This window comes from Pseudomonas sp. B21-041 (assembly GCF_024748675.1).
GTDB lineage: Bacteria > Pseudomonadota > Gammaproteobacteria > Pseudomonadales > Pseudomonadaceae > Aquipseudomonas > Aquipseudomonas neuropathica.
In genome coordinates, this window is record NZ_CP087175.1 from 1,702,032 (window position 1) to 1,723,453 (window position 21,422).

Annotated in this window: 24 protein-coding genes; 10 read left to right on the forward strand and 14 right to left on the reverse strand. The window is 60.1% G+C overall.

What is annotated here, in order from left to right; genetic code table 11:
- Positions 1 to 127: 127 nt before the first annotated feature.
- Positions 128 to 2,317, reverse strand: a complete 2,190-nt coding sequence (locus tag LOY43_RS07535) for a patatin-like phospholipase family protein (protein ID WP_095050134.1) — start codon at positions 2,315 to 2,317, stop codon at positions 128 to 130.
- Between the two features lie 71 nt (positions 2,318 to 2,388).
- On the opposite strand from LOY43_RS07535, the gene LOY43_RS07540 reads away from it, so the two are divergent.
- Positions 2,389 to 2,676 (forward strand): SelT/SelW/SelH family protein, encoded by a 288-nt coding sequence (locus tag LOY43_RS07540; RefSeq protein WP_095050135.1) that lies wholly within the window; start codon positions 2,389 to 2,391, stop codon positions 2,674 to 2,676.
- Here the strand turns inward: LOY43_RS07540 and LOY43_RS07545 are convergent.
- Together LOY43_RS07545 and LOY43_RS07550 are read right to left on the reverse strand one after the other, a co-directional pair.
- On the reverse strand, positions 2,670 to 3,563 hold the full coding sequence (locus LOY43_RS07545) for a DMT family transporter (RefSeq protein ID WP_258709419.1): 894 nt from the start codon (positions 3,561 to 3,563) through the stop codon (positions 2,670 to 2,672). The two genes, LOY43_RS07540 and LOY43_RS07545, sit on opposite strands and share 7 nt — an antisense overlap.
- 181 nt (positions 3,564 to 3,744) lie before the next feature.
- A complete protein-coding gene (locus LOY43_RS07550) occupies positions 3,745 to 4,509 on the reverse strand; it encodes an AraC family transcriptional regulator (RefSeq protein WP_258709420.1) in 765 nt (254 codons plus the stop codon).
- A 135-nt stretch (positions 4,510 to 4,644) separates the two neighbouring features.
- Between LOY43_RS07550 and LOY43_RS07555 the strand changes: the two genes are divergently transcribed.
- Positions 4,645 to 5,460 (forward strand): UDP-2,3-diacylglucosamine diphosphatase, encoded by an 816-nt coding sequence (locus LOY43_RS07555; RefSeq protein ID WP_007919701.1) that lies wholly within the window; start codon positions 4,645 to 4,647, stop codon positions 5,458 to 5,460.
- Between the two features lie 116 nt (positions 5,461 to 5,576).
- Here the strand turns inward: LOY43_RS07555 and LOY43_RS07560 are convergent, their stop codons facing one another.
- Complete coding sequence (locus LOY43_RS07560; protein ID WP_095125542.1) at positions 5,577 to 6,167, reverse strand: HD domain-containing protein; 591 nt, start codon at positions 6,165 to 6,167, stop codon at positions 5,577 to 5,579.
- Positions 6,168 to 6,181: 14 nt separating this feature from the next.
- Entirely contained in the window at positions 6,182 to 6,493 is a 312-nt protein-coding gene (locus LOY43_RS07565) for a DUF962 domain-containing protein (RefSeq protein WP_093442638.1), read from the reverse strand.
- Between the two features lie 164 nt (positions 6,494 to 6,657).
- Here LOY43_RS07565 and LOY43_RS07570 point away from each other — a divergent pair, with 164 nt between their 5' ends.
- Complete coding sequence (locus LOY43_RS07570; protein ID WP_218251785.1) at positions 6,658 to 7,719, forward strand: AraC family transcriptional regulator; 1,062 nt, start codon at positions 6,658 to 6,660, stop codon at positions 7,717 to 7,719.
- Here LOY43_RS07570 and LOY43_RS07575 read toward each other — a convergent pair.
- Positions 7,676 to 9,130, reverse strand: coding sequence for a TrkH family potassium uptake protein (locus LOY43_RS07575; protein ID WP_095050140.1), 1,455 nt, complete (start codon positions 9,128 to 9,130; stop codon positions 7,676 to 7,678). The genes LOY43_RS07570 and LOY43_RS07575 overlap by 44 nt on opposite strands.
- Positions 9,131 to 9,251: 121 nt before the next feature.
- Between LOY43_RS07575 and LOY43_RS07580 the strand changes: the two genes are divergently transcribed.
- Positions 9,252 to 9,818, forward strand: coding sequence for a nitroreductase family protein (locus LOY43_RS07580; protein WP_095050141.1), 567 nt, complete (start codon positions 9,252 to 9,254; stop codon positions 9,816 to 9,818).
- Between the two features lie 439 nt (positions 9,819 to 10,257).
- Here LOY43_RS07580 and LOY43_RS07585 read toward each other — a convergent pair whose 3' ends face one another.
- The 6 genes from LOY43_RS07585 to LOY43_RS07610 all read right to left on the reverse strand — a co-directional run bounded on the left by LOY43_RS07585 (position 10,258) and on the right by LOY43_RS07610 (position 14,656).
- Positions 10,258 to 11,598, reverse strand: a complete 1,341-nt coding sequence (locus tag LOY43_RS07585) for a cell wall metabolism sensor histidine kinase WalK (RefSeq protein WP_095050142.1) — start codon at positions 11,596 to 11,598, stop codon at positions 10,258 to 10,260.
- A gap of 175 nt (positions 11,599 to 11,773) precedes the next feature.
- Positions 11,774 to 12,223: a Spy/CpxP family protein refolding chaperone gene (locus tag LOY43_RS07590; RefSeq protein ID WP_007919681.1), complete on the reverse strand. Its 450-nt coding sequence runs from the start codon at positions 12,221 to 12,223 to the stop codon at positions 11,774 to 11,776.
- A gap of 287 nt (positions 12,224 to 12,510) precedes the next feature.
- Entirely contained in the window at positions 12,511 to 13,188 is a 678-nt protein-coding gene (locus tag LOY43_RS07595; RefSeq protein ID WP_095050143.1) for a response regulator transcription factor, read from the reverse strand.
- Between the two features lie 7 nt (positions 13,189 to 13,195).
- The gene (locus tag LOY43_RS07600) at positions 13,196 to 13,606 is read right to left on the reverse strand and encodes a translation initiation factor 2 (RefSeq protein WP_038363742.1); all 411 of its coding nucleotides are present in this window, start codon (positions 13,604 to 13,606) and stop codon (positions 13,196 to 13,198) included.
- 149 nt (positions 13,607 to 13,755) lie between these two features.
- Positions 13,756 to 14,055 carry a YciI family protein gene (locus LOY43_RS07605; protein WP_095050144.1) on the reverse strand — a complete coding sequence of 100 codons (300 nt, stop codon included), beginning with the start codon at positions 14,053 to 14,055 and terminating at the stop codon, positions 13,756 to 13,758.
- Position 14,056: 1 nt separating this feature from the next.
- Positions 14,057 to 14,656, reverse strand: a complete 600-nt coding sequence (locus tag LOY43_RS07610) for a septation protein A (RefSeq protein WP_093439529.1) — start codon at positions 14,654 to 14,656, stop codon at positions 14,057 to 14,059.
- A gap of 87 nt (positions 14,657 to 14,743) precedes the next feature.
- On the opposite strand from LOY43_RS07610, the gene LOY43_RS07615 reads away from it, so the two are divergent.
- The 6 genes from LOY43_RS07615 (at position 14,744) to rluB (ending at position 19,769) form a co-directional block, all read left to right on the forward strand.
- The gene (locus LOY43_RS07615) at positions 14,744 to 15,607 is read left to right on the forward strand and encodes a PHP domain-containing protein (RefSeq protein WP_095050145.1); all 864 of its coding nucleotides are present in this window, start codon (positions 14,744 to 14,746) and stop codon (positions 15,605 to 15,607) included.
- A gap of 13 nt (positions 15,608 to 15,620) precedes the next feature.
- Positions 15,621 to 16,250, forward strand: coding sequence for an L-threonylcarbamoyladenylate synthase (locus LOY43_RS07620; protein WP_093440143.1), 630 nt, complete (start codon positions 15,621 to 15,623; stop codon positions 16,248 to 16,250).
- Between the two features lie 123 nt (positions 16,251 to 16,373).
- A complete protein-coding gene (locus tag LOY43_RS07625; protein ID WP_172828192.1) occupies positions 16,374 to 17,072 on the forward strand; it encodes a ScpA family protein in 699 nt (232 codons plus the stop codon).
- 11 nt (positions 17,073 to 17,083) lie between these two features.
- A complete protein-coding gene (gene scpB, locus LOY43_RS07630) occupies positions 17,084 to 18,070 on the forward strand; it encodes an SMC-Scp complex subunit ScpB (protein ID WP_258709421.1) in 987 nt (328 codons plus the stop codon).
- Between the two features lie 143 nt (positions 18,071 to 18,213).
- Complete coding sequence (locus tag LOY43_RS07635) at positions 18,214 to 18,405, forward strand: DUF1289 domain-containing protein (protein ID WP_034153249.1); 192 nt, start codon at positions 18,214 to 18,216, stop codon at positions 18,403 to 18,405.
- Positions 18,406 to 18,548: 143 nt separating this feature from the next.
- Positions 18,549 to 19,769: a 23S rRNA pseudouridine(2605) synthase RluB gene (gene rluB / locus LOY43_RS07640; RefSeq protein WP_095050147.1), complete on the forward strand. Its 1,221-nt coding sequence runs from the start codon at positions 18,549 to 18,551 to the stop codon at positions 19,767 to 19,769.
- 189 nt (positions 19,770 to 19,958) lie between these two features.
- On the opposite strand, the gene LOY43_RS07645 is transcribed toward rluB, so the two are convergent.
- Positions 19,959 to 20,924 carry a leucyl aminopeptidase gene (locus LOY43_RS07645; protein ID WP_258709422.1) on the reverse strand — a complete coding sequence of 322 codons (966 nt, stop codon included), beginning with the start codon at positions 20,922 to 20,924 and terminating at the stop codon, positions 19,959 to 19,961.
- Positions 20,925 to 20,995: 71 nt separating this feature from the next.
- Positions 20,996 to 21,133, reverse strand: a complete 138-nt coding sequence (locus LOY43_RS07650) for a hypothetical protein (protein WP_003222780.1) — start codon at positions 21,131 to 21,133, stop codon at positions 20,996 to 20,998.
- Positions 21,134 to 21,422: the final 289 nt, after the last annotated feature.

Consider the following 21,422-nt stretch of genomic DNA (forward strand, 5'->3'; position numbering starts at 1 on the left):
GCGGTGGCGCTGATATCGTTTTCGCGAGCAGGCTCGCTCCCACATTTGAACTGTATTCGCAGAACCATTGTGGGAGCGAGCCTGCTCGCGAAGACTGACGGTCAGACAACATCAATTCCTGACCCGGTTAGAAGGTCTGGCCAAGGTTCAGATAAACCGCCTGCTCATTCGCATCATTCAACCCGTAACTGAAATTCAACGGCCCCAGCGGCGTGTCAAAACCAATGAACACGCTGGCGGCGTTGATGTAGCCACTGTCGAACTCATTGTCGTTGTTCCACGCCCGCCCACGCTCCAGCGAGGCGCCGGCATACAGCGGAAAGTCCAGCGGCAGATACGAGCGCGGCGTCAACCGACGGTAGTACACCGCGCGCATCAGGCTGACGTTTTGCCCGGAAATGGCGTCTTCACGGAACCCCGACAATTGCCGCGCGCCGCCGAGCAGAAAGCTCGACGTCACCACGTTGGCATCGTTCAGCGTACGCCCGTAGCGCCCTCCGAGAATCAGCGTGTCCGGGCCACGGCTCATGGCTTTGTCGAGTTTGAACTCCCACTGTCTATAACGCGTATCCGAACCCAGCCCCGGTTCGAACTGCATCAGCGTCAGGCTGACGTCCTTGCCTTCGTGAGGGAAGTAGACGTTATCCAGTGAGTCGTACGAATACTTCAGCGCATAGAAGCCTTCGTTGAAGTTTTCACTCGGCAGGTCCTGATCACCAATGCGCACATCGGCCTTGCCCCAGGCCTCGCCGACACCGAACCGCACTTCGCCGTTGTTGCCGATCTGGCGACCGAAGTTAAGGCCGAAACCGTAGCGCTCGACGCGGTACTGTGCGATCGGATCGTTATCGAGCACCGCCTCGACGTTCTGTGCTTCAAACGAGGCGTACGGTGCGACGAAATAGCGCGAACCGACGTCCAGTGGTTGATAGAACTCGGTATACAGCTCTTGTTTGTCACCAATCTGCGCGCGGGTCAGCCATTCCGCGCCGAGGCGGTTGATGCCGTTGATGCGGTAACTGGCCCCGAGGTTGAAGGCGCTATCGCCACGCATGTCGTCGGACAGATTGAGGCCGACCCGCAGGTAATCGGTGCCGCTGCGCTTGCCCCGAGCACTGATCACCAGTGTGTGGTCCTGGCCCTTGTGCACCACGCGGTACTGCACTTGTTCGAAGTAGTCGAGGCCATACAAGGTGCCCATGTCCGAGTGCAATCGCCCCAGGTCCAGCGGCTCGCCAATGTGCTGGCGAATGTAGTAGCGGATCACGTCGTCGTCGACTTTTGAGTCATTCTCGACGCGGATCGCGGTGATGATCGGCGTGCGCTGCCCCGGGGAACGGGCGGCAGCGAGTTCGGCGTCTTGGGATTCCTTGGGTTTGAGCACGGCGAGGCGCGCATCGAGGATGCGGGTCGCGCGGTAGCCGGCGTCGATCATGTCCTGGGCTTTACCGAAATCGGTGACACCGAATGCGGCCAGCGCGGGCTGGATCAGTACATCGGAGGATTTCAGCGCGGCCAGTTGTTCTTCGGAGTTACTGCGGGTCATCAGAGTGATCGACTGGTTCAGCACATCGACCACGGTGGTCAGTTGCTTGCGGTTGCGCAGCGGTGTGCCGATGTCGACGACGATGGCCACGTCAACGCCCATTTCCCGCGCGACATCCAGCGGGATATTGTCGGTCATACCGCCGTCCACCAACAGCCGGCCGTCGAGCTCGACCGGGGCGAACACCGCCGGGATCGACATGCTGGCGCGGATCACCTGAGGCAAGTGGCCTTTGCGGAACACCACTTTTTCGCCATTGGCAATGTCGGTGGCCACAGCGCGGAACGGGATCGGCAGTTTGTCGAAGTCCCGGGTATCGCTGGTGTGGGCCAGCAGGCTTTCCAGCAGTAGCGCGAGGTTCTGGCCCTGAATCACACCCAGAGGCAGGCCGAGACTGCCGTCGTCGCGAAAGCTGAGTTTCTGTTTCACCAGAAAGTCGCGGTCATCCTGTTTGCGTCGAAACGGCACGTCCTCGCGCGGCGGGGCGTCGGACAATGCGGCTTGCCAGTCGATGTTCAGCGCGAGTTTTTCCAGCTCATCGATCTTGTAGCCCGAGGCGTACAGCCCGCCGACCACCGCGCCCATGCTGGTGCCGGCGATCGCATCGATTTTGATGCCTTGCTCTTCCAGGGCTTTGAGCACACCGATGTGCGCCAGACCACGCGCGGCGCCGCCGGACAGCACCAGGCCGACTTTCGGTCGCGGCGCGTCACTGGCGTGAACAAACAGTGGAAGCAAACCAAGCAGCAGGCAGAACAGCAGACGGCGCATTGTGAGTCTCTGGGCAAGCAATAAAGCCGGCTATTATAGCGGCGCCCTCTGTCTCAGGAGTTTCAGCGAACATGACTGTCGCAAAAGCAGAAGTTGTCATCACCTATTGCACCCAATGCCAGTGGCTGCTGCGCGCGGCGTGGCTGGCGCAGGAACTGCTCAGCACCTTTGGTGATGACCTCGGCAAAGTCTCCCTGGTACCCGGCACCGGCGGGGTATTTCACATCACCTGCGACGGCGTGCAGATCTGGGAACGCAAGGCTGATGGCGGTTTTCCCGAGGCCAAGGTGTTGAAGCAGCGGGTTCGCGATCAGATCGATCCTGACCGCGACCTCGGTCACAACGACGGCACTCAGTGAGACGCGGCCTCGGCGGCGACGGCTTTCTTGTCGGCGTGGCCTGACATCCGTGCTGACACAACGATGGCGATAATGATCAATGCGCCGCCGAGCAACATCTTCGGCGTCGGGTTTTCATTGAACAGCAGCCAGGCGACGGTGATGCCGTAGACCGGCTCCATGGCAAACACCACCGCCGCCGTGCGCGCCTTGATCACCGCCAGGCTGGCGACGAACAGGCTGTGCGCGACGCCGGTACAGAACACCCCGAGCAGGGCGATCCACAGCCAGTCGAGTGCGCGTACTTCGCTGAGTAGCGGTGCTGCAACCGGCAGCAGAAACAGCGCCACCACGACGTTTTGACACAACGCCGCCTGCACTGCCGGAATCCGCCCGGAGCTGGCGCGGTTAGTCAGTGACAACAGCGAGAACAACAGCCCCGACAGCACCGACCAAAGCAAACCGATGGTCGCGCCGCTGCTCAGGTCGAAGGCTGGGGTCACCAGAATCAGGCCGATGCTGACCAACACCACCAGCACAATTTCATTGGCACGGATGCGTTCTCGGAAAATCAGCCCTTCGAGAATCACCGTGAAGGCCGGGAAACTGGCAAAGCCCAATGTTGCGATGGCGACACCGGCGATCTTCACAGACAGGAAGAAACTCACCCAGTGCCCGGCCAGCAACACGCCGCTGAGGGCGAGGCGGCGCCAGTCCACGGCCTGAAGTTTTTGCCAGCCGTGCTGACTGGCGAAACGGGCAAAAAATGCCAGGGCGAGCACGGCGAAAGCCGCGCGTCCAAAGACGATCACAGCGGGGGACGCAGCAGCGAGTTTGCCCAACACACCCGTCAGGCCAAACATCAAGGCGCCGATATGCAGAGCGCCGAGGGCGGTACGCGGAGTCATCGAAATCCTTCTATCTCAAACACAATTCTTGATCGTTCCCACGCTCTGCGTGGTAACGCCTCTAGGGACGCTCTGCGTCCAGTGACGCGGAGCGTCACGGGCTGCATTCCTTTGCTGCGCGTGGGAATGATCAGCAGTGGACACATAATGAGCCGGGGAAGGTCGAAAGTCTGTCGGCAGACTATCGTCGTTTGTCGCAGGAATCGCGCCGAAGCTGGCCGGGTGACGAACCGAACTCACGCAAGACGGCGGCCGAGAAGGCACTCTGCGAGTTGTAGCCGACGCGACTGGCAACTTCCCCGATCGGCAGGGCTGTGTCGCGTAGCAGTTGAACTGCCAGATGCAGGCGTCTACTGCGGATGTAATCCATCGGCGTCTGCCCGCATTCGGCCATGAACCGTGCATGCAGGCGCGCGCTGGACAACCCCGCCACTCGCGCCAGATCGGCGACTTGCAATGGATAAGCGGCGTACTGCTCGATGTGCGCATCCAGCGCGGCATAGGGCAAGCGGCGAGCAGCCAGTTCGCCAGGTTGCGCGTGATTGAGACTGGCCAGCAGCAACACCGCGCCTTGTTGGGCAATCAATGGATCGCTGACCGGACTGTTCGCCAGCCAACTGACCAACTGGCTTTGCCCGGAATCCAGCGACAAGCGCGCCGGTTGATCGAGCAGACGATGGCTGGCGTCGGCATGCTCGCCCAGTGAATCCGTCAGCCATTGGCCGTCCGGGATATCCAGTACCAGACAGCGGCTGCCGTTGGGACTGCCGCAGGCATGATGAGCGCCGGACGGGACCACCACAAAGCTTTGCTGGCGCACCTGACTGCCACAACCCTCGACCTCGAAATCCAGCGCACCGGACAACCCGAACACCAATTGCGCGTGGTCGTGGCTGTGGACGATCAAGTCGTGGGTGTACTGACGCAAGGTGAGGATCGGTCGCATGGCAGGTGGTCTCCGAAGTGATCGCCAGTCTACACCGGCGCACGCCGGATGCGTTGTCACAGGACTGACTCATGTTTGTCATGGTCGATTAACCGAGCGCGCGCAGAGTGGCGAAAACATCGCAGAGGGTTGCCCATGACCAGCGCCGAGCTCGCCAGACCCAGCCGTAAACAACGCGTGCGCACCCTGTGGATCTCCGACGTGCACCTGGGCACGCGGGATTGTCAGGCCGAGCACTTGTCGCAATTTCTCAAGGGCTACCATGCCGACAAGATTTACCTGGTTGGCGACATCATTGACGGTTGGAAGCTACGCGGCGGCATGTACTGGCCGCAGGCGCATACCAACGTGATCCGCCGCTTGCTGACCATGAGCAAGCGCGGCACCGAGGTGATTTACGTCACCGGCAACCACGACGAATTCCTGCGTCGTTATTCGAAGCTGATTCTGGGCAATATCCAGTTGGTCGACGAGGCCGTGCATGTCACGGCCGATGGTCGGCATCTGCTGGTGATTCACGGCGATCAGTTCGATGTGATCACCCGATATCACCGCTGGCTGGCCTTTCTCGGCGACTCCGCTTACGAATTCACCCTGACCCTCAATCGCTGGCTCAACCATTGGCGTGCGCGCTATGGCTACGGCTATTGGTCGTTGTCGGCGTACCTGAAGCACAAGGTGAAGACCGCGGTGAGTTTCATCAGCGACTTTGAAGAAGCCATTGCCCATGAGTGCGTGAAGCGCGAGTTGCATGGCGTGGTGTGCGGGCACATTCACCACGCCGAGATTCGTAAGGTGGGCGAGGTCGATTACCTTAATTGCGGTGATTGGGTGGAGTCGTGCACGGCGCTGATCGAGCATTGGGACGGCACGATCGAGCTGTATCGGCTGGCGGATGCGCAGGCGCGGGAGGCGGAGCTCAAGGCGGCCAAAGTCGCCGAACTCGCATAATGCTCTGGTGATTGAGAGGGCCTCATCGCGAGCAGGCTCACTCCTACAGGGGTACGCATTTCAACTGTAGGAGTGAGCCTGCTCGCGATGAACCGCGCAGCGGTTGCCGAGGATGATTACGCTGGCGAGTGTTCCTCCATCGCCGCCTTGTAAATCGAGTTCTTCGGCTGCGCAAACAACCGCTCCATCATCGGCTCGAAAAAACTCAACGGCAGCGTGTCATAGTCAGGATCAAACGCCGCCGCATCGTATTTGGCGCAAAACTCGGCGGTCGCCTGAAACTGCGGATGCTCCCTGAACTGCTCACGAAGATGCCGATCCATGCCCAGGTGATGAAAGAAGTAATACCCCTGAAACACCCCGTGCTTCTCGACCATCCACAAATTTTCGGCACTGACGAACGGCCTGAGAATCGCCGCAGCAATGTCCGGATGGTTGTACGAACCCAAGGTGTCGCCGATGTCATGCAGCAAGGCACAAACCACATATTCCTCGTCGCGCCCGTCACGAAAGGCACGGGTGGCGGTTTGCAGCGAGTGGGTCAGGCGATCCACCGGGAAGCCGCCGAAATCGCCTTCCAGCAATTTCAGGTGGGTCATGATCCGTGCGGGCAACTGTTTGGCGTAGGCGCTGAAGTCGGCGGCGATGATCGCCCAATCTTCTTGGGTACCGTCCTTCATATGGGTGAAGCGGGCATTGGCATTCATTGGCTGACCCTCATTCAGAACGCCACGCGACCCAGAATCATGTCGCGGTACATGACGAAGTCGCCAAGCAGGCTGTACAGCGGATGCTGGAAAGTCGCCGGCCGGTTCTTTTCAAAGAAGAAGTGCCCGACCCAGGCGAAGCTGTAACCGGCCAGCGGCAAGGCCAATAACAGCAGCCAGGCGCCCTTGGCGATGGTCAGCGCGAGAATAAAAATCACCAGTGTCGTGCCGATGAAGTGCAGACGCCGGCAGGTGCTGTTGCTGTGTTCGCTGAGGTAATACGGATAGAACTCAGCGAAGCTGTTGAAATGCTTGATGTTTTCCACGACCGCGTTCTCTGTGGTTATTGTTCTGGCGACGAGTTGTGCTGCGGGTAGCTTATTTGAGTCTAGAGTGATCATTGGCGTGGGCCAGTGACAATCGGCGCCACTTTAGTATCCTTCGCAAATCGGGCCGTAACATGCGGCCCATCATGTAAAAGAAAAACGCCATGAGCGAACGAACGACTTCTGCAAGCTGGGCGATGGGGATTGTCAAAGCATTGGAGATGGACGGCCTGGATTGCCGGGTTCTGTTCAAACAACTGGGGCTCGATTACACGGCTCTGGATGATCCGGATGCGCGCTTCCCGCAAGATTCCATGACCCGTCTCTGGCAACGGGCGGTCGAGTTATCTGGCAACCCCGCGATCGGCCTGAACATGGGCAAGGTGGTGCGACCGGCGTCTTTTCATGTCGCTGGCTACGCTTTGATGTCGAGCAATACCCTCGCCGAAGGCTTTCAGCGGCTGGTGCGCTATCAGCGCATCATCGCCGAGAGCGCCGATCTGAGTTTCCGATTGCTTGATGAAGGTTATGCGCTGATTCTGACCGTGCACGGTGACCATCTGCCGCCGACCCGGCAAAGCGCCGAAGCCTCGCTGGCCTGTGCGCTAGGCCTGTGCGGCTGGTTGACCGGACGCACGTTGCACCCGGTCAAAGTGCTGGTGCAGGGCGCGGAACCGGATGACCTGGAACCCTATAAACAAGCTTTCCACGCACCGCTGATGTTCAACGCGCCGTACGATGCGCTGATCTTCGAGCGTGCCGACATGGAAGCGCCGCTGCCCACCGCCAACGAAGCGATGGCGCTGCTGCATGACCGCTTTGCCGGGGAATACTTGGCGCGTTTTTCCGAAAGCCGCGTGACCCACAAGGCGCGACAGGTGCTCTGCCGTTTGCTGCCGCAAGGTGAGCCGAAGCGCGATACCGTCGCGCAGACCCTGCATCTATCGCAGCGCACCTTGCAGCGCCGCTTGCAGGAGGAGGGCACGAGTTTTCAGCAACTGCTCGACGACACCCGCCGTGAACTGGCCGAGCAGTATCTGGCGCAACCGAGCATGACGCTGCTGGAAATCGCTTATCTGTTGGGATTTGCCGACCCGAGCAACTTCTTTCGCGCGTTCCGCCGCTGGTTCGACACCACGCCCGGCGATTACCGGACGCGGTTGTTGCAGGCGCCGGGTGCGGTCAGTGACGCCAAAAGGCCGGAATACACAGTACAAACACCGTAATGATCTCCAGTCGGCCGAGCAGCATGCCGAACGACAGGATCCACTTGGCTGCGTCCGGCAGAGTGGCGAAGTTGCCCGCCGGGCCAATGGTCTCGCCCAGGCCTGGGCCGACCCCGGACACGGTGCTGGCAGCGCCGGTCAACGCGGTCATCCAGTCGACGCCGAGCAGCGACAGGAGCAGGGCGATCACGCAGATGGTAATGGCGAAGAAGAACGAAAAGGTCAGAATCGAACGGACGATCTCTTCGTCGAGACGGTGGCCGTTGTACTTCTGTTTGATCACTGCGCGCGGGTGAATCAGTTGATTAAGGTTGGCCTTGAGCAAGATGTAGGCGACCTGGAAACGGAAGATCTTGATCCCGCCCGCCGTCGACCCGGAACAGCCTCCGACAAAACCCAGATAGAAAAACAGCATCAGCGAGAAGTTACCCCACAGGCTGTAGTCGCCGAGGGCGAAACCGGTGGTGGTGACCACCGACGTCACGTTCAGCGCCACGTGGCGTAGCGCCTCCAGCCAATGCAAATTGGTCGTCCACCAGTACCAGGTGCCGAGCACCAGCCAGGTCACCAGCAGCATACCGAGCAAACCCTGTACTTGCTGATCCTTGATCAGCGCCTTGCGGTTGCCGCGCAACGTCGCCACGTACAGGGTGAACGGCAGGCTGCCGAGAATCATGATGACGACTGCGACCCAGTGCACCGCCGGTTGCGTCCACTTGGCCAGGGATTGATCGGAGGTCGAGAACCCGCCAGTGGAGATCGCCGACATCGCGTGGTTGATCGCGTCGAACGGACTCATCCCGGCCCACCAGAACGCCAGGCTACCAAGGATGGTGATGCCGACATACGCTGCCACAATCAGGCGCGCCACCATGTGCGAGCGGGGCATGACCTTTTCCGAGCGGTCCGAGGACTCGGTCTGGAACAGGCGCATGCCACCGATACGCAGCAGCGGCAGAATCGCCACCGCCATACCGATAAAGCCGATCCCGCCGATCCAATGCAGTAACGAGCGCCACATCAGGATCCCGGGGGACATGTTGTCGAGGCCATTGAGCACGGTCGAGCCGGTCGCGGTAATGCCCGACATGCTTTCGAAAAACGAGTCGGTGTAGCTGATGTGCTGGGTCAGCAGAAACGGCAGCGCAGCAAAAATGCACACCACCAGCCAACTGCTGACCGTCAGCAGGTACATGTCACGCGGACGCAGGTGAATGTGTTCCGGTCGGCCGGGAATCACCAGCGCGAGGCCGGCGACGAAGGTGATCATGCTCGCCCAGAGGAACGACGGCAGATCACCGGTGCGCTCGAAAATCACCAGGGTGGCCATAGGCACGACCATGGCCACGGCCAGGGTGATCAGGAAGATGCCGATGATGAAACCAATGATCCGTAAGGTCGGCAACGCCATGAAGTCCGCTCGGGCTGATGTGGGAAGGGCGCCATTCTACCCGTGGGGCAGGGCATGTAAACCGGCATCCTGTTGGCAGATACAGCTAGAATAGCCGCACATATTTTTCAGGAGGTGGCCGATGCAGGCTCTCGACGCGTTGCTCAACCGTGTTTCCGTTCCACGACTGGTCGAACCGGCCCCCACTGCCGAGCAGCGCGAAGCCCTGTTTGGCGCCGCGTTGCGCGCGCCGGATCACGGGCATTTGCAGCCGTATCGCTTCCTGACGGTCGAAGGCGCGGCGCGTGAACAGATGGGCGAGTTGTTGGCCGAGGCTGCACAGCAGCAGGAAGGCGAGGTCACCGAAGCGATGATCGACAAGGCGCGCAACGGTCCGCTGCGAGCGCCGTTGGTGGTTGTGGTGATCGCCAAATTGCAGGAACACGTTAAATATCCGAAGGCCGAGCAGTTGCTGGCGGCCGGGTGTGCGGCGCACGGGATTTTGCTGGCGGCGTATGCGCAGGGGATTGGTGCGGTGTGGCGTACGGGTGATCTGGCTTATTCGCAGCATGTGGCTAAAGGCTTGGGCCTGGCCGAAGGTGAAGAGGTGATTGCGTTCCTGTATCTCGGCACGCCGCAGAAAGAGCCGCGTGTGGCAGATAAAGTCGATCTGAGCGAGTTCGTCAGTGCCTGGCCTGGTAAAGCCTGAAGATCAAAAGCCCCTCACCCTAGCCCTCTCCCAGAGGGAGAGGGGACTGATTGGGGGATGCTGTAGAGGTACGCCGACCTGAAAGTGCTCGGCTGAATCCAGAGTCGATAACGGTTCCAGTGCATTTCGAGTTCGGAGTCGATAACGGCTCCAGTGCATTTCGAGTTCGGAGTCGATAACGGTTCCAGTGCATTTCGAGTTCGGAGTCGATAACGGTTCCAGTGCATTTCGAGTTCGGAGTCGATAACGGCTCCAGTGCATTTCGAGTTCGGAGTCGATAACGGTTCCAGTGCATTTCGAACCCAGAGTCGGCGACGATTCACGTGCCTTCCTGGTCCATAATCAACTCGGTTCTTCAGGTCGATGTATGACGCAAGACACCTCGGTCGGCCCCCTCTCCCTCCGGGAGAGGGCTGGGGTGAGGGTAGCTTTTAGGCTCTTAAAGTTGCACCACCGCTCCGGGCACCAACGGCAATTCCAGGCTGGCAATAAACCCACCCTGCGGATGATTTGCCAGCGTCAAACTCCCACCATGCCGTTCCGCCGCTCGCCGCGCAATCGCCAGGCCCAAACCGTGTCCCGCTGCCGTCTGCCCCGGCGCCCGGTAAAACGGTTCGCCCAACTGGCTCAAATGTTCAGCCTGCACCCCCGGCCCATGGTCGCGCACGCTCACGATGATTTTTTCACCCTGACGTGAAGCCTGCATTTCAATCGGCTGACCTTCCGGGTTGAAGCGCTGGGCGTTGCGCAGCAGGTTATCGACGGCGCGCTCGATCATGGTCGGCCAGCCTTTCAGATTCAGCTGCGGTTCGGCATCAAGACGCACGATCTGCTCGGGCGATCCCAGTATTGCGTCCTTCTGCAAGAGGCCGAGCAACGCATTCAGATCCACCTCTTCAGCACTGGCGTTGTCGGCATCGACTCGCGCCAATACCAGTATTTCACTGATCAATGCTTCCAGCCGATCACACTCGCGGGTCAGGCGTGGCCAGAGTTTTTCCCGTTCTTCAGGATTGGCTCGTTCCGCCAGCGCCAAGGCAATGCGCAACCGCGCCAACGGTGAGCGCAATTCGTGGGAAACGTCGCGCAACAACTGCCGTTGGCTGCCTATCAGGCTCTGCAGACGCGCACCCATGCGGTTGAAGTCGGTGGCCAGCACGCCGAATTCGTCGCGGCGATTGGCCAGTTTCGCCAGGCTGTTCTGCTGATAGGTGGTCTGCCCGAGATCATGCACCGCGCCGCGCAAACGGCTGAGCGGGCGGGTGATGGAGAAGGTCACCAACAGACTGAACAGGGTCAGCACCACCAACGCGATGCCCAGCGCACTCAATGGCCAAAGCAGACTTTCGCGGTGCCAAGAGTCGAGTTCCGGATGCGGGATGCGGTAGATGAACAGGTAGGTGTCACCGGTTTTTTCGCTGGTGAATTCATCGGTCAGACGTCGCCATGGCAGGCGCCGGTCATCATTGTTCTGGCGGGCTTCGAACGCGGCTGCGCGGCGCGGGAAGGTGCCGCGAACCACCGGGTCGCCGGATTCGTTCAGCACCTGAACATCGATGTGATATTGGCGTTTGCGCTGTTCGAGGATGTCCTGAGCAGCTTCCTCGCCCTGGGCTTCGTAGGTTTGCGTCCATTCGCCGGCGAGGGTGTTGAGGCCCGGATGGCGGCTGAGGATCCACGCGTCCTGGTTGAGCATGTGCCCGAGCAGAATGGACAGCCCGGCCACCAGAGCGATGGCCAGCCAGAAGCTCGCGAGAATACGCCAGAACAATGAACGCACAGAAAATCCTCAGAACAAACGCAAATCCCTGTAGGAGTGAGCCTGCTCGCGGTAGCGGTGAGTCAGACAAGTATTCGTTGACTGACACACCGCTATCGCGAGCAGGCTCACTCCTACATTGGATCGGTGGAAAAAGACCCGGCGGTGTTTAGCCGTCGGGTCCGGGGTCAGAACATTATTGCGCCTTTTGCGCCTGTTGCGCTTTCCACGCCTTGAATTCGGCCCATTCGGCGCGACGCTCGGCCTGTTTTTTCTGGATCTCGTCGAATTTCTTCTGTTGATCCGGTTTCAGCAGCGCCCGAACATCGGACTCGGCTTTCTTGTGGTTGGCGGCCATCTCGTCCTTCATGGCTTTCTGGTCAGCCGGCGAGAGTTTTTCCAGGTACTTGTCGACCACTTGCTTACGCTCGTGCATCTGCTCGCCCATGATCTTGCGGATCTGCTCGCGTTGTTCGCGGGATAGGTCGAGTTGGCTGTACGGGCCTTTGCCGTGCATGCCGTGCATCTGACCGCCGTGGCGTGGGCCGTCGAGCGGGCCACCCATCGGGCCACCGTCTTGCGGCATGGCCATGGCGACGGTTGGCAGAGCGGCAGCGAACATCAGAGCGATAAGAGTCTTGCGCATGGTGTATCTCCTTGTCTCGTTCCCGGTACGTTCCGGATGAGTACAGATTACGGAGATCAAGGTCAGCGGCGGTCAGCACTGCGTAAAGCTTGGGTAAAGACGCTTCGCGCCCAGCCTTACACATATCCCGTTGTAGGAGCTGCGGCACGCTGCGATCTTTTGACTGTGGGACGCAGAGCGTCCCCGGCTGCATTCCCACGCAGAGCGTGGGAACGATCAGATCGCAGCCTGCGGCAGCTCCTACAGGGGGAGGCGTCGGTTACCGTTGGCCGGGGGATGTGTGCAGTTCAGAGGCTGTAGAAGTAACCGCGGCTGCGCAGAGCGACGATGCGTGGGCGGCCGTCGGGGTGCGGGCCGATCTTCTTGCGCAGGTTGCTGACGTGCATGTCGAGGCTGCGGTCGTACAGGGTCAGCTTGCGACCGAGGGCGATCTGCGCCAGTTCCTGTTTGTCCAGCGGCTCGCCGGGTTGCTTGAGCAGGGCTTCGAGCAGGCGGCTTTCGGAAACGGTAAGGGTCAGTTCTTTCTCGTCGATGCTGACCACGCCGCGCACCGGGCTGAAACTCAGATCGCCCAGCTCAAGCTGCGTCGAGACTGCCGCCGGGTGGCTGCGGCGCAGTACGGCGCGCAGGCGAGCGGTCAGTTCTCGTGGGTCGCAGGGTTTGGCCAGATAATCGTCGGCGCCCAGTTCCAGACCGAGGATACGATCCAGCGGCTCGCCACGGGCCGAGAGCATCAGCACCGGCAGATCAGCGTGATCGTTGCGCAATTGCTTGAGCAGTTCCAGACCGCTGCCGTCGGGCAGCATCACGTCCAGCACCACCGCCGCCGGGGCCGTTTCGGCCAACGCCTTGCGCGCACTCTGGCCATCGTGGCAGGCGCGCACATGGAAGCCTTCCTGGCTCAGCCAGCTACTCAGGAGTTCGCACAACTCCTGGTCATCATCAATCAGTAACAGCTCGCTCATGACTCACTCAATTTAGCCATTGCCGACGTTTTCGGCTTGCTCCACTGGCAAAGATACCGCAGAGCAGCGCCAATAGCGCTACTCCGGCGCCCGTGACGAACCATTGCTGCTGATCAGTCAGCAGACGCGGCAGCGGGCTGGCCTGGGCTTCCTTGAGTTGCAGCTTGAGACGCTGGTTCTCCTGGCGCAACCGGGCGAGCTGGGCGCTTTCACGGGTATTGTCGGCATTTTGCAGTTGTTTGCTCAGTTCTTCCCGTTGCTGCTCGCTGGCCTTGAGGCGCTGCTGCAACTCGGTGATCTGGCTGCCGGCGCTTAACGACAATGGCGTGGAACTGCCGCCTTCGGTGGTTTCCTCACCATGGGCGGGTGCCATGATCGACAACGTGACCAACATCAGACACAACGGACCCTTGCGCATCGCGACACCTGTTTCCAAATGGATATTGGGCAGGTTGTCGGCAGGCAAACGAGAATAATGAGCGATTGAGAGCAGCAAGAACCAGGAAGGTTCATTGCGTGAGGCAGTGTCGCGAGTGATGAGGGGTAAATCCCCTCATCACCGAACGTTTAAGGCAGGACTTGCTTGAACGGCTTGACGACCACGTTGGCGTAGACACCCGCGGCGATGTACGGATCAGCATCGGCCCATGCTTGCGCAGCGCTGAGGGAATCGAATTCGGCGACGATCAGGCTGCCGGTGAAACCCGCTGCGCCCGGATCATTGCTGTCGACGGCCGGGTGCGGGCCGGCCAGTACGATGCGGCCTTCGCCCTTGAGCGCATGCAGGCGTTCCAGATGCGCAGGGCGCGCGGCCAGGCGTGCTTCCAGCGAGTTGGCGACGTCGGTGGCAATGATGGCGTAGAGCATGTCAGTCCTCGGTTTTTGGTGTTGTTGTGGTATCGGCATCGTGCAGATGACGCGACAGGTAAATGCCCTGTGCGACCAGGAATACCAAGGTCATGCCCAGGCTGCCGAACACCTTGAAGTCCACCCAGTAGCTCTGGAAGGTGAAGGCGACGAACAGGTTGGCAGCGCCGCAGAACAGGAAAAAGCCGATCCAGGCGATGTTCAGGCGGGTCCAGACCGGATCCGGAAGGGTCAGTGCGTGGCCCATGATGCGTTTGATCAGCAGGCGGTCACCGATGAAGTGGCTGCCGATGAAGGCGACGGCGAACAGCCAGTTGACCACCGGGGCTTTCCACTTGAGGAAAGTCTCGCTGTGGAAGGCCAGCGTCAGGCTGCCGAATACCAGGCAGGCAATCAGGGTCAGCCATTGGCTCTTTTCCAGCTTGCGCTGTTTGATGAACAACGCGCCGTACACCACCAGGGAACTGATGATCAGCATCGCCGTGGCGCTGTAAATACCGCCTACAGTCACTTCATGGCCAGCGATGTCGACGACCCGTGGATCAAGTTTGTAAACGATGAAGAACAGCAGAAGCGGGATGAAATCGATGAATTGTTTCACAGTGAGAGCCAGAAGCTGGATGTGGCGGCATAATAACAAACATATGGGCGCGCGATAGCGCCAGCTGATTTGAGGTTACAACTCCCCGTGAATGTTGATTTGCATTGCCATAGCACGGCCTCCGATGGCGCCCTCGCGCCTGCGGTTCTGGTTGCGCGTGCGTTCGAGAACGGCGTGCGAGTCCTGGCGTTGACTGACCACGACACCCTCGAAGGCCTCGCCGAAGCGCGCACGGCCGCCAACGAATTGGGCATGCAACTGGTCAACGGCGTCGAATTGTCCTGCACCTGGGGCGGCGCGACGATTCATGTGTTGGGCTACGGTTTCGACGTCAATGCCGCACCGTTGGTCGAAGCGATTGCCAGATTGCACGATGGGCGCTGGCTGCGGTCGGAAGAAATAAGCCGCAAACTCGCTCTCAAGGGCATGCCCGGTGCCCTCGATGGTGCCCGGCAGGTCCAGCAGGAACTGGGCGACAGCGGCAACGCCCCGGCCCGTCCGCATTTCGCCGACTGGATGGTGCGTGAAGGGTTTGTAAAGGATCGCGCCGAGGCGTTTCGCAAATGGCTAGGCGCCGGCAAGCTGGGTGACGTCAAGTTGCACTGGCCGACGCTGGAAGACACCGTTGGCACACTGCGTGCCGCCGGGGCCTGGGTCAGCCTCGCGCATCCGTGGCACTACGATTTCACTCGTAGCAAGCGTCGAAAGCTGATTGCCGACTATATTCAAGCAGGCGGGCATGCGATCGAGGTGGTCAATGGCCATCAGCCTGCGGAACAGGTCGGCAGCCTGGCAATCCTTGCCCGAGAGTTCGGTCTGCTGGTCAGCGCTGGCAGTGACTTCCATGGCCCTGGCGGCTGGTCCGAGATCGGCCAGTACCGGCCGGTTCCCGAGGACCTTCCACCCCTGTGGTGTCGGTTCAAACATGACACAGATATTGCCGCCGTCTGAACAGGTAGAGAATGTGAGTCAATTTTTCCAGATTCATCCGGAAAACCCGCAAGCGCGCCTGATAAAACAGGCGGTCGAAATCATCCGCAAGGGCGGGGTGGTGGTTTATCCCACGGATTCTTCCTACGCCATCGGCTGCCAGATCGGCGACAAGACCGCGATTGAGCGCGTGCGCCGCCTGCGCCAGCTCGATGAAAAGCATAACTTCGCGCTGATCTGCAGTGACCTGTCGCAATTGGGCAACTACGCCAAGATCGACACCGGCACCTTCCGCATTCTCAAAGCGCATTTGCCAGGGCCATACACCTTCATTCTCAACGCTACCCGCGAAGTGCCGCGTCTGTTGCTGCATCCGAAGAAGCGCACCATCGGTCTGCGTGTGCCGAGCCATCCGATCGCGCTGGCGCTGCTGGCCGAACTCGGCGAGCCGCTGATGAGCGTGACCCTGATCATGCCCGGCGACGAAGACCCGCTCAGCGATCCTTACGAAATGCGCCAACTGCTTGAACACCAAGTGGACTTGATCATCGACGGCGGTTTTGGCGGCATCAAAGCCTCCACCGTGATCGACCTGACCGGCGACGACCCGGAAGTGATCCGCGTCGGTTGCGGCGACCCCGCGCCGTTCATGGTCGAGGCCTGAATGTCCGCAGTGGAAACCGTTGTCGATCCCCAGGCCGGCGCTCAGCAGGAACTGCCATTTGCCATGGTCTATGGCCAGGCAGTCATGGAGATGCCGCTGGACCTGTACATTCCGCCGGATGCGCTGGAAGTCTTTCTTGAAGCCTTCGAAGGCCCGCTCGACCTGCTGCTGTACCTGATCCGCAAACAGAACATCAACATCCTCGACATCCCGGTGGCGGAAATCACCCGCCAGTACATGGGCTACGTGGAGTTGATGCAGTCGGTGCGCCTGGAGCTGGCCGCCGAATATCTGGTGATGGCCGCGATGCTCGCCGAGATCAAGTCGCGCATGCTTCTGCCTCGGGCCGAGACTGTCGAAGACGAGGAAGACGACCCGCGCGCCGAACTGATCCGCCGCTTGCAGGAATACGAGCGTTTCAAGGCGGCCGCCGAAGGCATCGACGGCTTGAGCCGGGTTGGCCGCGATGTGATCGTGCCCAAGCTCGACGCCCCGGAAGCCCGGGCGCGCAAGCTGTTGCCGGACGTTGCGCTGGAGGAGATTTTGATGTGCATGGCCGAAGTGCTGCGCCGTGGCGATATGTTTGAAAGCCACCAGGTCAGCCGCGAGGCACTGTCCACCCGTGAGCGCATGAGTGATGTGCTGGAACGGCTCAAGGGCGGCGGATTTGTGCCGTTCGTCGAGCTGTTCACCGCCGAAGAGGGCAGGTTGGGTGTGGTGGTGACCTTTATGGCGATCCTTGAACTGGTCAAGGAATCCTTGGTCGAGCTGGTGCAGAATGAGCCGTTCGCCGCGATCCACGTGCGAGCCCGAGCCGAATAACGAGTCGAAACATGAACCTGACTGAACCCCGCGAGCTGGCCCCCCTGCTTGAAGCCTTTCTGTTGGCCTCGGGAAAGCCGCAATCCCTTGAGCGTCTGTTTGAACTGTTTGAAGAAGGCGAACGGCCCGAGCCTGCGGTCTTCAAGAAAGCCCTGACCCTGCTGGGCAAGTCCTGCGAGGGCCGTGCTTTCGAGCTCAAGGAAGTCTCATCGGGCTATCGCTTGCAGATCCGCGAAAAGTTTTCGCCGTGGGTCGGCCGCTTGTGGGAAGAGCGCCCGCAGCGTTACTCCCGCGCCTTGCTCGAAACCATCGCGCTGATCGCCTACCGTCAGCCGATCACCCGTGGCGAGATCGAAGACGTGCGTGGCGTGGCGGTGAACAGCAATATCGTCAAGACCTTGCTGGAGCGCGAGTGGATCCGTGTTGTTGGTTACCGCGATGTGCCGGGCAAACCGGCGATGTTTGCCACCACCAAGATGTTTCTCGATCACTTCAACCTGAAGAACCTCGAAGACCTGCCGCCGCTGGCCGAATTGCGCGAAATGGAAACCGACCCGGTGCTTGATTTCGACGACGCTCCGGTGCCGCAGGGCTTGCAGGAACTGGCCGATGCCAGCGCCGAGCCGGAAGAGGAGAAGGAAGAGACCAGTTTCCATACCTTGCTGTTGGAGCTGGACAGCATGGAGGAGGGGATCAAGACCGACTTCGATGATTTGCTGCGGGATGCGGTGGATGGTGAGGCGGGCGACAGTGACGCGCCGACGAACGAGCCTGAAACCGAAGTCGCTGAGCCAGCGATTGAAGTTGAACTTGAAGCAGAGCCAGAAGCCGAACCGGAAGAGGACATTCTTGGCGTCGCCGAAGCCCGCGAAAAACTATTGGCCGCCGTCGCCGCGCTCGAACAACCCGCGCCAGAACCCGAGCTGAGCGAAGAAGAAGCCGAAGCCCGTGCGCTGGCCGAAGCCATCGAGGCCGAACGCCGCGAATTGGAAGACTGACCCGCCCTTCCAAACACCGCGATCCCCTGTAGGAGTGAGCCTGCTCGCGATAGCGGTGTATCTGTCAAGAAGATGTTGACTGACACACCGCTATCGCGAGCAGGCTCACTCCTACAAGGGATTTGTGTTTTTCGGAGACCTCGATGAGTTCCACCAAAGACCCGTGCATCAGCCTCTGCAAATTCACCGACGACATCTGTCTCGGCTGCGGCCGCAGCAAGCGCGAAATCAAAGCCTGGAAGAAACTCGACAAGGACGACAAGCGCAGCGTACTGGCCGAAGCCGCGCTGCGCCTGATCAAACTCGGTGGCGCCGGTCGGCGGAAAAAGAAATAACCTTGGCCTGATCGACTAGTCTCTGATGCGCGATGGCGCACATCCGCGTATGATTCGCGACCCTTCGCCGATCCCTTCGGCTAAGTACCCAGATTTCAATGCTTCAGGCGCCGCCTGAACAGACCACACCGGGAGGTGCCCAGATGAGCGACATCATTCAGAAAGACGACCAGGAAATCGGCCCAGCAGGCGAAAAGCTGCAGAAAGTCCTCGCCCGTATCGGCGTCGGCTCGCGCCGTGACGTGGAATCCTGGATCAGCCAGGGCCGGATCAAGGTCAATGGCAAAGACGCCACCCTCGGTCTGCGCGTCGACATGCACGACGCCATCACCATTGATGGCAAGGTGATCAAGCGCGAAGAAGCGGCCGAATCGGTCCGCCGCGTGATCATGTACAACAAACCCGATGGCGAGATCTGCACCCGTGACGACCCTGAAGGCCGTCCGACCGTGTTCGACAAGCTGCCGCGTCCGAAAGAAGGTCGCTGGATCAACATCGGTCGTCTCGACATCAACACCACCGGTCTGCTGATGTTCACCACCGACGGTGAGCTGGCCAACCGTCTGATGCACCCGTCCTACGAGATGGACCGTGAGTACGCCGTGCGCGTACGCGGTGAAGTCGACGACGAGATGATCGAGCGCCTGAAGGCCGGCGTCGTGCTGGAAGATGGCCCGGCGAAGTTCACCGACATCAAGCAGGCGCCAGGCGGTGAAGGCTTCAACCACTGGTATCACTGCGTGGTGATGGAAGGCCGTAACCGTGAGGTTCGTCGTCTGTGGGAATCGCAGGGTCTGGTGGTCAGCCGTCTGAAGCGCGTGCGTTTCGGTCCGGTGTTCCTCAACTCCGACCTGCCGATGGGGCGCTGGCGCGAAATGAGCCAGTACGAAGTCGACATCCTCAGTGCTGAAGTCGGCCTGACGCCGGTAGCGATGCCGCAACTGAACGCCAAGAGCAAAGACAAGCTTGAGCGCATGCAGCGCAAATCGTCGCGGCCGATGGCCAAGACCGAGCGCGTTCGTACGCTGCGTCCAGCCGCTGGCGCGCCGACCGGTCCGCGCCCAAGCCGTGAACCGCAGATCGAAGGCGAGCGTCCAGGTCGCAAGCCAGTAGCCCGTGACGGCGAACGCGCTCCGCGTCCGGCCAACGGTCGCACTGAGCGTGGCGAGCGTGGTGCACCTGCCGGTCGTGGCACGCCTGTGGCGGATCGTCCAGCGGACACCACCAACAAGCGCCCGGCCAAACCTGCGCCGAAGCGTCCGGGGATCAAGCTGGTTGACGGTGACAAGCCGTCGGGCAAGCGTCGTGGCGCACCGGCCGGTTCCGGTCAGCGTCCGGGGTTTGGTCGTAAAAAGCCTGAGTGATCGGGTTTAGCGCCAAATGAAAAAACGCCAACCGCAGGGTTGGCGTTTTTTTTCGTCTGGCGCACACCGATCGTTCCAACGCTCTGCGTGGGAATGCCTCAACGGACGCTCCGCGTTCGGCTCTAGAGGGACGCGGAGCGTCCCAGGCTACATTCCCACGCGGAGCGTGGGAACGATTAAATCTTGGGGCTAGAACACAAAGCGTCCGTCAAACACCGGCTTGTCATCCAGCGCCAGCACCCCACCCGAAAAGATCAGATCCAGGTGATGACTACCCTTGGCGCCACCGCCCAACCCAAGATGCAGCCCACAATGCCGCTCTTCAAACCCGGCATTACGCGCATACAAATCCTTCACGCCTTCGTTGGTACCAATCCCCAACTCCTCAATCCGCCGGTTCGACGGATTGGCGTCCAGGTACTTGTTGAAGTCATGCTCCAGCCCCGGCACCTCCGTGGCGATGCGGCTGATGGTCGAATTCTCGATCCACAGTTCCAGTGGTGATTCCAGCACACCGTACTTGCGCGCAAACGGGATGGTGCTGAGGAACGTGCCCTTGAACTTCACATGGCCGTTGATGGCCTCGCTGTGCGTAGCGATTTCGCCGGGGGCCAGGTCAAAGTTGCCGACACCGTTGATATCGGTCCACTTCTTGATGCTGCTCAGCGGCGTTTCAAACCATGAGCCGTCATCGTCCTTGAAACTCAGCGTGGTCGCGTGGGACATACGCTGGATCAGGTGACTGTTCAGTCCGGCAATCCGCTGCGGGGTGACGCTGAAGGTGTCATAGAAATAATCGCCGTAATCCTTGAACAGCAGCGACTTCTTCCAGTTCTCCGCCATCACCGCTTGCAGCGCGCGCACGAACTCCGGGCCGTCGGGGCGCGGGTTGGGCAGGGTGGAAGAGTCGTAGAAGAAAATGTACAGATCGCTGTCGGTAATCGCCGAAGTCAGCGTTGCGGTGCTTTCCAGGTCCAGACGTCGGGCGCTGAACTGGAAACGAGGATGATCGCCTGCCTGTTCGGCGATCGCGCCGGTCAGCGCTTGGTAATCAGCCGTGTGGCCGAGCAATACCTTCGCCGAGTCGATGCCGGCAAGGGCGGGGTGGTGTTCGAGGTAGTAAAGGAAATGCGAGATCGCGCGGGGCTTATCCATGAATCCTCCCTGACTGACCGTGTAAAAAGCGGCAGGCACGACCGGCCGGATCGTGCCTGCCCGGAGATGTCTTACAGAGGCCACATCGCCGTGCCGAACGGAACTACCGCGTCGGCTTGCATCATTTCTACAGCCGCCTCGTGGGTCGGTGCTTCAAACCATTCGTCCAGTTGCAGTTCGGTATCCAAGTCTTTTTCCAGTGCTTGCATGGTCGATCTCCTAGATGACTTTCACGGTTGTGACTGGCCGGTCGAGGTGGCCGGCAAGACGTGAAGAACCTAGTTCAGGGTTTTTTGTAATGCAAAAAATTATTCATTTATTTTTTAAATAGACTTTTTATTCTGTTTTTCGGCGGCAGTTTTTTTATTTGAAAACAAAAAACTAAACGGCACGTTTCATTAGCAAGCTAGCTACCGTCAATTTGCAGACGTCTGACAGATATTTCTGAAATGGAAACTCTGCGTTACGCGTCGTAAAGAAATGTTTACAAAAAAGCCG